The following is a 10,138-nucleotide window of genomic DNA, read 5'->3' on the forward strand; positions in this document are numbered from 1 at the left end:
CGGAACTCACCTCCTTATGCGGATCACCATAAGCTGGTGCCGAACTTTCTGGCGATGCCGTTGGCGATCGTCAGCAGGCCGACGCTAATAACCGCCTTGAACAAGCCGACCGCCGTCGCGTACGAATACCGCGAGCCGAGAATGCCGACCCGGTATACGTACGTGTCGATGACGTCGGAAACGTCCCGCAGCGCCGGATTGCGGGCGAGCAGCAGGATGTCCTCGAAGCCGGCATTCAGCACATTCCCGACCGCGAGTATCAAGAAGATGATAATGACGGGCGAGATCGACGGAAGCGTCACGAGAATCATTTGCTGCAGGCGACTCGCTCCGTCGATGGCCGCCGCCTCGTACAGGTGCGGGTCGACTCCGGCGATCGCGGCCAAATAGACGATGGCGGCGAATCCGACCTCCTTCCAGACGCCGGTCGTAATGAGAATCGCCCAAAAATAGTCGGGGACGGACAAAAAGTTGATCGGCTCGGCGATCAGACGCAGCTTCTGCAGCGCGATATTCAAGCTGCCGCTGTCGACCGACAGCAGAGAGATGACGAGCCCCGAGACGATGACCCACGACAAGAAATGCGGCAAATAGCTGATCGTCTGCACGATCCGTTTGAACGCCATATGGCGCGCTTCGTTCAGCATGAGCGCCAGGACGATCGGCGCCGGAAAGCCGACGAGCAGCTTCAGCGCGCTGATGACGACCGTATTGCGCATGACGCTCCAAAACTCCGGCGCTTCGAAGAACATCCGGAAATGTTTGAACCCGGCCCACGGGCTGCCGAAAAACCCTTTGAACAAGTCGTAATCCTGGAATGCCATCAGGATGCCGTACATCGGAATGTACATGAACACGAATATGAAGAGCAGCGCCGGCACGACCATCAGCTGGACGTCCCATTGCCGGGCCAGCCTTCTCCAGACCGACTTGCTGGCCCCGCCCGTTTTTCGCGCCTCTCCGCCTTCAACCGTTTCCGACCTCAAACGCATCACCTTCCCGTATTCATCATACCGGCGTGCACCCGCTCCATTCTACGAGACCGTCCAACGAAAAATGTTACTTTGCAAAGAAGTTGTCGCGGCAGCGCCCTCTACAACTCGAAAAGCCCGCCATAATCGTCGCGATTATGGCGGGCCGCAGGCAGCCGAAGCTTTCGGTCGGCGGCACGGCACGGATTCACTCCGGGCGACAGACTGGTGTATAATAGGAACAACGTCCATCGGCGTATTTTATTGGATGAGCGACAGCGAGACCGCGATTCAGCAGCAATTTTTCCGCGAATTTAACCCATTGTACCCTGACCGTTTGCACTACAGGCAAATGTTCACAACCCGTCCGATAAAGGAGACCTAACCCGATGCCGACCGATTTCCGCCATTTGTCCGAACAGCTGCCCGACTGGGTGCAAGCATGCCGCGCATACGCCGCCGACGGCCGAGTCGCGACCTACATACCCGAGCTGGCCCACGCGCCGCAGCAGGCGCTCGGCATAGCGCTGCACCATAAGTCCGGCCTCACCGCGTCCGCCGGCGACTGCGGCATGCCCTTTACGCTGCAAAGCATATCCAAAGTGTTCACGCTGCTCCTCGCCCTGATCGATCGAGGCGAGCAAGCCGTATTCGAGAAGGTCGGCATGGAGCCGACGGGCGACGTATTCAACTCGATGCTGAAGCTGGAGCTCGTCCAACCGGGCAAGCCGTTCAATCCGCTCATCAACGCCGGAGCGATCGTCATCTCCTCGCTCATACGCGGAGATACGCCCGAACAGAAGTCCGGGCGCATTTTAAGCTTTATCCGCGAGCTGGCCGGAGACGACCGCCCTTCGTTCAACGAAAGCGTGTACCGGTCCGAAGCGGCGACGGCCAACCGCAACCGCTCGCTCGCCTATTTTCTGAAAGACAACAAGGTGCTGGACGAAGACGTGGAGCCGACGCTTGATGTATATTTCAAGCAATGCGCCATCGAAGTGACCTGCGCCCATATCGCCCGCATGGGGCTCGTACTGGCGAACGACGGGGTAGATCCGTCGACGGGACGGGAATTGCTGCCGAAACGATACGTGCGCATCGCCAAATCGTTCATGGTCACCTGCGGCATGTACAACGCCTCCGGCGAGTTCGCCATCCAGGTCGGCATTCCCGCGAAGAGCGGCGTCGCCGGAGGAATTCTGGCCGTCGTTCCCGGAGAGCTCGGCATCGGCATCATCGGGCCGGCCCTCAACGACAAGGGCAACAGCACCGCCGGCGTCCACCTGCTCAAGCGTTTGTCCGAGCAGTACGACTGGAGCATGTTTTAGAAACGATACAAGCGTCCCGCACTCCCCGGACAAGCCGGCTTCCTTCAAATGGTCCATTGATCGTGAACGATGCCGACCAGCAGAAGCCGGCCTCCGTCTTTTTCGAAGACGAGCCGCAAGCTTTTCCAATCCAGCCCTTCAAACTTTTTATCGAATCCGCTGAAATGATACTCGACGAAGTCGTACCGTTCCGGGGGATAAACCTCGCCCATATTATTCGCCATGTTGCCCTTGCCGGTCGTCTTGTTGACCGCGGTCTGCGGCGCTTTGGCGAAATCGGCGTCATAAACGAACTTGGCGTAGTAGTCCGCGAATTTCAGCTTGATCGGTTCGCCGGAGCCGTCGTACGATCCCCATTCGTATACGTTGTCGTCCGTCAACAGCTTACCGACCGCGGCCGGCTTGAACGTCAAATCTTTATCCGTATCCACGTATCCGTACGGCGAGATGCGGATGCCTTTGTCCGGATGCGCCATCTGGGCCAGCTTGTTCATGTCTTTATCCTTCAACGCCTGCACGGCGGCTTTCCCTTGCTCCTCGACGGCAGGTGCCGCCGGCTTCTCCGGCTGTTTGTCGGGCTGTCCCCCATTCGATTGACCCTGGGACCCGTTGCCGTTGCCGTCCGGTTTCGTCGGCGTTTGCTCCGTAGGCGCCCTTCCATCCGTTTGATCTTGGGGCTGCTTGGCCGGCGAGTCCGCGCAACCGGCCATGACGACCAGCAGGACGGCCGCTCCTATGCCGAATAAAGTGCTGGAACCGAACCTTTTCATGATCCATTCCTCCCGGATGCGGCAACCTGCACTGCCGTTATTCCCCCTATAGACGCTTCCCGAGCGCGAAAGGTTGCCGGACGACCGCCCGATGCCGCCCTCAAACGCCGATGAATCCGTCTCTTATCGAACAAAAAGACGCCCGCGCACGGCAGACGTCCTTCTCCATTCAGCTTCAGCTTGCCATTTCTCCCGGCTCGTTGTTCCCGCCTGTCTTATCGGATGACCGCTTCAGCAGCGGAAGCATCACCACAATGCCGACGATGAACAGCACGACCGCGATCTCGTAAATCGCGACGAGCGAGAACGCTTTTTTCAACGCGCCCGCCGAACTCATCGTAATGACCATCGCTCCCATAAAGAGCGGGGTCAGAGTTCCGGAGACGCGCCCTACGTAATCGGCCTCCGTATTGCGCAAAATCATCGTGTTGATCCCGATCTGGATGCACGGCATGACGAGTCCGCACAAGAATTCCGCCGCCAAGGTCAGCCACAGATTGGTCGACAGCCCCATGACCAGAAAGCCCAGCGCGCTGACGGACATGCCGAGGACGAGCAGATTTTGCGGAGCCGCCTTCTTGGCCAGCGTGAGCACGAGCCCGCCTCCGACGATCATGGCGATTCCGTTCGCCGCCATCAGCCATTGAAACTGCTCCTTCGGCAAGCCGAGCCGCTCGGTTACGAGAAACACGGCGAGAGGCTGCGTCAAGCCGATCGCGAGCCCGGCCGCCGCGAAGCATCCGCCGAGAGAAGTGAGCGAGCGGCTTCTCAGCACATAACGGATCCCGTCCTTCATTTCCTGCCAAATGGTACTCTTCTCCTTGCTCGTTTCCTCGCGTCTATCCGGAGGCAGCAAGACGAGTACCGCCGCCGACAAAATAAAAGCGACTCCCATAATCCCGATCGATACGTTAATGCCGAAGTGCTGGTACACGAACGTCCCGATAACCGGGCCGAGTATCATGAACAGGGCGAATAGCGTCTGGTACACCGACATCCCCATCTGCATCAGCTCATCCGAGACGTGCAGCTTGAACAGCTTCATCCCGGAAGGCTGGGAAAACTGCGACAGGATCGACGAGACTAGCGTCGCGAAGAAAATGACCTTCCAGCTGCCCAGCATGAGCGTCAGCAGCACGACGAAGATCGATACGGCGCTGAGCAGATCGCACCAGACCATCGTCCGCTTCGGCCGCCACCGGTCGGCAAACGTTCCTCCGATGAACGAGAACAAGAAGATCGGCGCGAATTCGGCGACCGAGATCAGCGACACGGCGACCGGATCTTCGTTCGTTTGCTCCATCACATACAATAAAATCGAATAATTGCGCACCCATATGCCGATTTGCAGAAACAAAGCGGACATCAGAATGGTCCGTACGACCCGATTGCGGAACAGGTCCGCCATCGAAGTTTTCGGTGCCGCAGTTGTCATACTATCCCCCATTTCACGTAAATCCGTCTTGCGGAAAATCACACCTTCCAGCATACCGATCGTTTCCGCATTACGCAAATGAAGGTTCAATTAAAACCATTTTTTATATAAACGTCCGTCTCCAGGACGACGCAATATCATGTTAGCGAACGCACATGCCGGATGTAAAAGCCTCTTACAAGCCCCCTCTGTATGTTGACTATTATTCCATATGTAAACTTCCTTCACTCGCCTCCTATCCGGCTTTTACAGTTTCCAATTTTGCGGCTTCTACTCCGTGATCGGGCTTCATGCCCAATTGCACCATAATGACCCGGATATCGAGGAGCACCTTCCCTGCTGCTTCCTTCATCCCAATTAATCCCTCCATTCCCACGGGAAAAATTCCCATGCATTAGTTATCGCATGAACGGCATGTGAATGCTGTAAAACCATGTCGAAGTCCTGTTTAAATTTTCATATAAAATTACACTAAGAATTCTTTAATTTTTGCGCATCAAGCCCTACAGGATTTATGATTTCAGCTTACCCGAACTAGCGAATCGGACCGCTTTCGCATCCAAAGAACTAGGATCATAGAAGGATATTTGTCTAAATATATCGGTTTGGCGCACATCCCTGCCGACAACCTTCCCGCATCGGGTGCCCGGATCGCGACTGGGAAACGTCCATGCGTCAGGACATAACAGAAAGCGCAAAAAACGCTCGATTCATGTCGAACTTTTTCCATATTGAAGATTCTTCAAGTCGCCCGAATGTCGGTCGCAACGCACCCGCCCGGTCATTTTGACGATCCCGGTCCGACAACGGATTCGACATTCCCGAATTCCGGTACCGTCGAACTATTTTTTTGCGGCCGGAGAACATTGTCGAGAAATGGAACAGAGACGCCGCAATCCGCAATTTTGCCGTCATTCCGGCGGTTCGCTGCATGATTCGGCATGAGACAAGCCCGATAGAAGTTCGTACGTTCAGCTTATATAATAGAGATTAGGAAGAGGGAGGGATGGTCATGTCACGTAAAACGGCGCTTGTCACCGGCGCCAATTCCGGAATGGGACTCGCGACGGCAACCGAGCTGGCGCGGCGCGGATATCGCGTCGTCATGGCGTGCAGAAGCTTGGAACGCGGCGAAGCGGCCCGGCAGCAAGCGATCCGCGAGAGCGGCAGCGCGGATATCGAATTGATGAGCTGCGATCTTGGCTCCTTGAGCGCCATCCGGCAGTTCGCGGAGCGGTTTCTCGCCATCCACGACGTGCTGGACGTGTTGGTCAACAATGCGGGAGTCATTACGGTCAAACGGCATACGACCTCGGATCGATTCGAAGCGATGATGGGCGTAAACCATTTGGGCCATTTCCTGCTGACGAATCTGCTGCTGCCCGCTATCCGTCGTTCTCCGCAAGGCCGTATCGTCGTCGTGTCGTCCGGGGCGCATAAGGCGGGGAAAATCCATTTCGAGGACCCGCATCTTACCCGGAGGTTCAATGCCGTCAAAGGATACGCCCAGTCGAAGCTGGCCAATGTGCTGTTCGCGCGCGAACTGGCCGAACGGCTGCAGGGCGGCACGGTCACCGTGAACGCGGTTCATCCGGGAGCCGTCGCCACCAATTTCGGGGTAGACCGCCGAACCGGATTCGGCCGATCGGTCTATAAGATGCTCCGTCCTTTTTTCCGGACGTCGGCCGAAGGTGCCGCAACCGCCATCTATTTGGCAACGTCGGATGAAGTAACCGGAATGACGGGACAGTACTTCTATGACGGCAAATCCGCCCCCATCTCGGCCAACGCCCGGGATGCCGCATCGGCCAAGCGGCTGTGGGCATGGAGCGAGCGCGAAGTCGGCCTCTGAGAGCCGGACGAGCAGGCCCCCCGGATACCGGAGGGCCTGCGTTGCACTATTCCTGCTTCGTATACCGATGAAGCAGGCTCATTTTCAATTCCCAAGCGGCGACGCTCAAATCGACCGGATACGTTTCCGGATTCAGCTTACGCAAATATTCCGGCCAGAACAGCTCCAGCTGCTTGCGATGATATTCGCGAATTTCCGCAAGCGTCGGCAATCCGCCCGCGAGCTCCCCGTCTTCGAACACCGGCTGCAGCAGCGGAATGGCATCGTAATTCTCCACATATTTGTGAATGTACGGATGTACCGGATCGAACAGCTTGATCCGCTTCCCGAGACGCACATCCTCCTCATCGTGAAGCACGATGTAATCCGCCTCCGCCTTGCCGGTTTCCCGGTTGACGATGCGGTATGCCTGCTTCAGTCCGGGAGTCGTCACCTTCTCCGGATTGCCGGATATTTTGATGACGGGCACGTATTTCCCGTCCTTTTCCCGTGCGACGAGCTTGTATACGCCGCCGAGCGCGGGCTCGCTGCCCCCGGTAATCAACTGCGTTCCGACGCCCCACGTATCGATCCGGGCATGCTGCGCCTTCAGGTTGAAAATGAGCGTCTCGTCGAGATCGTTCGAGGCGACGATTTTCACATAAGGCAGTCCGGCCGCATCGAGCAGCTCTCTGGCCCGCTTGGACAAGTAGGCGAGATCGCCGCTGTCGAGCCGGATCGCGTTCATCCGTTTTCCCCGCTCCTCCAGCTTCTTCGCCGTCCGGATCGCGCTCGGCACGCCGCTGTCGAGCGTATTGTACGTATCGACGAGCAGCGTCACCTGATCCGGCAGCGCGTCCGCGAACCGGTCGAACGCCTCCTGCTCGGTATCGTGCCCTTGCACCCAGGCATGCGCATGAGTCCCTTTCGTCGGAATGCCGAATTTCATCCCGGCCAGCATGTTGGAGGTGGCGTCGAAGCCGGCGATATAGGCCGCTCTTGCCCCCCATACGGCCGCATCCGCCTCCTGCGCGCGCCGCGAGCCGAATTCGAGCAGCACGTCGTCTTCCGCGACGCGTTTGATCCGCGCCGCTTTCGTCGCAATCAGCGTCTGGTAGTTCATGAAATTAAGCACGGCGGTCTCGATCAGCTGCACTTCGAACACGCGGCCCTCCACCCGGATGAGCGGCTCGTTCGGAAATACGACCGTCCCCTCGGGGACGGCATGGATATTCCCCGCAAACCGGAACCGGCGCAGCTCGTCGAGAAACTCCGGCTTGTACCGCTCCTCCTGCTCGCTCAAGTAAGCAAGCTCCGCCTCCCCGAACGACAGGCTCCGAATATAGTCCGCTATCCGCTCCAGTCCGGCGAACACGGCATAGCCGTTGCCGAACGGCAGCTTGCGGAAATAAGCGTCGAATACCGCCCTCTCGTTCTGCGTTCCGTTGATCCAATGCGCGTACATCATGTTGATCTGGTATTTATCCGTATGCAAGGTCAAATTGCCGTCAGTCATCGTCGCTCATCCTTTCCTTCACAATCGTACCGGCTGTCCCCCATGCTGCAATTGCGCTCCGAGCGTATTTTGGAAATGCCGCAGCGCCCAGTCGTGCCCGGGGGGATTGAACGTCGCCGTCGCGTCCGCATGGACGACGATCCGGAACCCTTTATTGTAGGCATCGACCGCCGTATGCAGCACGCAAATGTCCGTGCAGACGCCGACCAGATGCACCTCGCCGATGCCGCGCTCCCGCAGACGCAGCTCCAGATCGGTGCCGCAGAAGGCGCTGTAGCGCGTCTTATCCATCCAAACGATCCGCTCCCGCTCCCGCCGGTATACGCCATCCAGCTTGCCGTACAGACTCCGCCCCTCGCTTCCGCGAATATTGTGCGGAGGGAACAGCGCGTGCTCGGGGTGGAACGTGTCGTTCTCCTCGTGCATGTCGACCGCCATGACGACGAAATCGCCCTGTGCGGCAAACGACTCGGCCAGCTCCGCGATGCGGCACTCGATGTCGATCGCCGGCTGCCCGCAAGGCAGCTTGCCGACTACAAAATCGACGGTATAATCGATTACGATCAATGCTTTCATATAGGGAACCCTCCTCTGATTGTCAACCGTATATCGACAGCTTCGGCGCGTAATCGGTAAACCGGTACAGCTGGGCGGAACGCTGGGAATACCGGTTGGACAGCTTCGGCGCTCCGTTCTCGTCCGCCGCCTCTTCCAAAATGCCTTGTCTGCTGCGGGTCGACGTTATTTTGCGGATAAAGTTTTGCTCCTCGAAGTCCGGAACGACCGTGCGGATAACCTGATACAGCTCCCCGATCGTAAACTCGGCGGGCAGAAACTCCTTGGCGATCGTCGTGGTCAGCATTTTCTCGCGGATTCGCTCCAGCGCGTCGCTCAGGATGCGCCGATGGTCGAACGCCAGATCCATCCGGAGCGCCTCGCTTACCGGAAACAGCCTGACATCGGCGGCATCGTCCTGCGCTTTGCGTTCGGCCAAATACCGCTCATGAACAAGAGCGAAGAAAGCGTGCGAAATGATCCATCCCCGCGGATCTCGCTTCGGCTCGCTATAGACGTTGAAATACTCGAGATGCACGTCCGCCACCCCGGTCTCCTCCATCAGCTCCCGCCGCGCGCAGTCGTACATGCTCTCCTCCTCGCCGCAAAATCCGCCCGGCAGCGCCCACTGGCCCTCGAACGGCCATCTCTTCCGCTCGATCAGCAGCACCTGCAGCTCGCGCTCGGGCAATGCCTTCTTGCCCGTCCCTCTCTCGCGCGACGTGATCGTGAAGATGACGATATCGCTCGGAGCCCCGTCAGGCGTATGGTATTTGCTCGAAGTATAGTTGGACTCGTTCTCGATTTCGACTTCAACTTCGACTTCGGACTCGGTTTCGGTTTCGGTTTCGGAATGATCGCGATTGTTCTCCATTGCATCTCCTTGAATATTCGATTTAATAATATCATAATGACATATTAAAAATCCGTTGTCAATCCTCGCTTCCTACAGCACCACTTAAAAATGTCGAAGCCGAAGCTCGCTATTGAGGATCGCTCCATCAGCGGCATCACTTTCTTCGAACCGATCATTCAGGAACAGCCGTGGAGCCGATTGAAAGCCGGGCAACTGGAAAATATGAGGCTGTTGAAAAAGTCTGCAAGGAGAGGAAGCGCCTGGGACAAGAGGTGGGGGAATGCGCTCCGCATCCGTTAACATCGTGTTGTTTTTAAAGTTTTAGCGGTTACAACACGATTGTAAAGTCAACCGCTTCGCTTTCCCGACATTTCCCCCACCTTTTTGTATGACAATTCTCTCTTTTTGACTTTTTCAACAACCAGAAAATATGCAGTTATTTAGAAGGCAACCGCCCATCTGTCTCTATATAACTGGAAAAACTCCAGTTGTTTTCGCTCGCATTCAAGTATTATTACTGTAGCAGACCATTTAACAGCATGTTTTCCAGTTATTTCGCCGAATACCGTCCAATTTCCGAATTTAAATGCATGTTTTACAGTTAAGCTATAGCCAGCCGGGAAGTAGTCTGCCGGAGATGCCCCCTTCCATCGTTCCGCCGGTTATCCTCCTCACTGTGCGCTACTTGGGGCTTTTGACGCCGGGCTTCCGGAAAAACCGCAGCAGCAAGATTAGCCTGTCAATCCCTCACGCAATTTTCAGATTCGAAGCATAACGGAATCCAGTTCCGTTAATGTCATGGCTACTGAAAATTCTCCGCACTTAGCGGAAGCTGTGGACCTCTGTCAAGAAAGTAGACACTCGATAAGAGAACTT

9 protein-coding genes are annotated in these 10,138 nt (G+C 56.8%); 3 read left to right on the forward strand and 6 right to left on the reverse strand.

All coding sequences use genetic code 11. The features are described from left to right. Positions 1-23: 23 nt before the first annotated feature. Complete coding sequence (locus FE784_RS26720; protein ID WP_246132196.1) at positions 24-887, reverse strand: ABC transporter permease; 864 nt, start codon at positions 885-887, stop codon at positions 24-26. Positions 888-1,360: 473 nt separating this feature from the next. On the opposite strand from FE784_RS26720, the gene glsA reads away from it, so the two are divergent. Next, positions 1,361-2,299 carry a glutaminase A gene (gene glsA / locus FE784_RS26725; protein WP_139605311.1) on the forward strand — a complete coding sequence of 313 codons (939 nt, stop codon included), beginning with the start codon at positions 1,361-1,363 and terminating at the stop codon, positions 2,297-2,299. Between the two features lie 44 nt (positions 2,300-2,343). On the opposite strand, the gene FE784_RS26730 is transcribed toward glsA, so the two are convergent. Then, positions 2,344-3,069 (reverse strand): hypothetical protein, encoded by a 726-nt coding sequence (locus FE784_RS26730; protein WP_139605312.1) that lies wholly within the window; start codon positions 3,067-3,069, stop codon positions 2,344-2,346. Positions 3,070-3,244: 175 nt separating this feature from the next. Further along, the gene (locus FE784_RS26735) at positions 3,245-4,504 is read right to left on the reverse strand and encodes an MFS transporter (protein WP_139605313.1); all 1,260 of its coding nucleotides are present in this window, start codon (positions 4,502-4,504) and stop codon (positions 3,245-3,247) included. Between the two features lie 1,012 nt (positions 4,505-5,516). Between FE784_RS26735 and FE784_RS26740 the strand changes: the two genes are divergently transcribed. After that, entirely contained in the window at positions 5,517-6,356 is an 840-nt protein-coding gene (locus tag FE784_RS26740; protein ID WP_139605314.1) for an SDR family oxidoreductase, read from the forward strand. Between the two features lie 46 nt (positions 6,357-6,402). Here the strand turns inward: FE784_RS26740 and FE784_RS26745 are convergent, their stop codons facing one another. Genes FE784_RS26745 through FE784_RS26755 form a run of 3 tightly spaced genes read right to left on the reverse strand, consistent with a single transcriptional unit; the run spans position 6,403 to position 9,280 of the window. Next, positions 6,403-7,851 carry a nicotinate phosphoribosyltransferase gene (locus tag FE784_RS26745; RefSeq protein WP_139605315.1) on the reverse strand — a complete coding sequence of 483 codons (1,449 nt, stop codon included), beginning with the start codon at positions 7,849-7,851 and terminating at the stop codon, positions 6,403-6,405. 18 nt (positions 7,852-7,869) lie between these two features. Then, positions 7,870-8,427, reverse strand: a complete 558-nt coding sequence (locus FE784_RS26750) for a cysteine hydrolase family protein (RefSeq protein WP_139605316.1) — start codon at positions 8,425-8,427, stop codon at positions 7,870-7,872. A gap of 22 nt (positions 8,428-8,449) precedes the next feature. Beyond that, complete coding sequence (locus FE784_RS26755) at positions 8,450-9,280, reverse strand: NUDIX domain-containing protein (protein ID WP_139605317.1); 831 nt, start codon at positions 9,278-9,280, stop codon at positions 8,450-8,452. Between the two features lie 90 nt (positions 9,281-9,370). Here FE784_RS26755 and FE784_RS26760 point away from each other — a divergent pair, with 90 nt between their 5' ends. Continuing rightward, a complete protein-coding gene (locus FE784_RS26760) occupies positions 9,371-9,562 on the forward strand; it encodes a hypothetical protein (protein WP_139605318.1) in 192 nt (63 codons plus the stop codon). Positions 9,563-10,138 lie beyond the last annotated feature (576 nt).

It is taken from the genome of Paenibacillus hemerocallicola (genome assembly GCF_006265175.1).
Lineage (GTDB): Bacteria > Bacillota > Bacilli > Paenibacillales > NBRC-103111 > Paenibacillus_AB > Paenibacillus_AB hemerocallicola.

Coding starts and splice junctions, on each gene's coding strand:
- FE784_RS26720 (WP_246132196.1), bottom strand. CDS start 887: ATGGTCGTGCCGGCGCTGCTCTTCATATTCGTGTTCATGTACATTCCG.
- FE784_RS26730 (WP_139605312.1), bottom strand. CDS start 3,069: ATGAAAAGGTTCGGTTCCAGCACTTTATTCGGCATAGGAGCGGCCGTC.
- glsA (WP_139605311.1), top strand. CDS start 1,361: ATGCCGACCGATTTCCGCCATTTGTCCGAACAGCTGCCCGACTGGGTG.
- FE784_RS26750 (WP_139605316.1), bottom strand. CDS start 8,427: ATGAAAGCATTGATCGTAATCGATTATACCGTCGATTTTGTAGTCGGC.
- FE784_RS26755 (WP_139605317.1), bottom strand. CDS start 9,280: ATGGAGAACAATCGCGATCATTCCGAAACCGAAACCGAAACCGAGTCC.
- FE784_RS26740 (WP_139605314.1), top strand. CDS start 5,517: ATGTCACGTAAAACGGCGCTTGTCACCGGCGCCAATTCCGGAATGGGA.
- FE784_RS26760 (WP_139605318.1), top strand. CDS start 9,371: ATGTCGAAGCCGAAGCTCGCTATTGAGGATCGCTCCATCAGCGGCATC.
- FE784_RS26735 (WP_139605313.1), bottom strand. CDS start 4,504: ATGACAACTGCGGCACCGAAAACTTCGATGGCGGACCTGTTCCGCAAT.
- FE784_RS26745 (WP_139605315.1), bottom strand. CDS start 7,851: ATGACTGACGGCAATTTGACCTTGCATACGGATAAATACCAGATCAAC.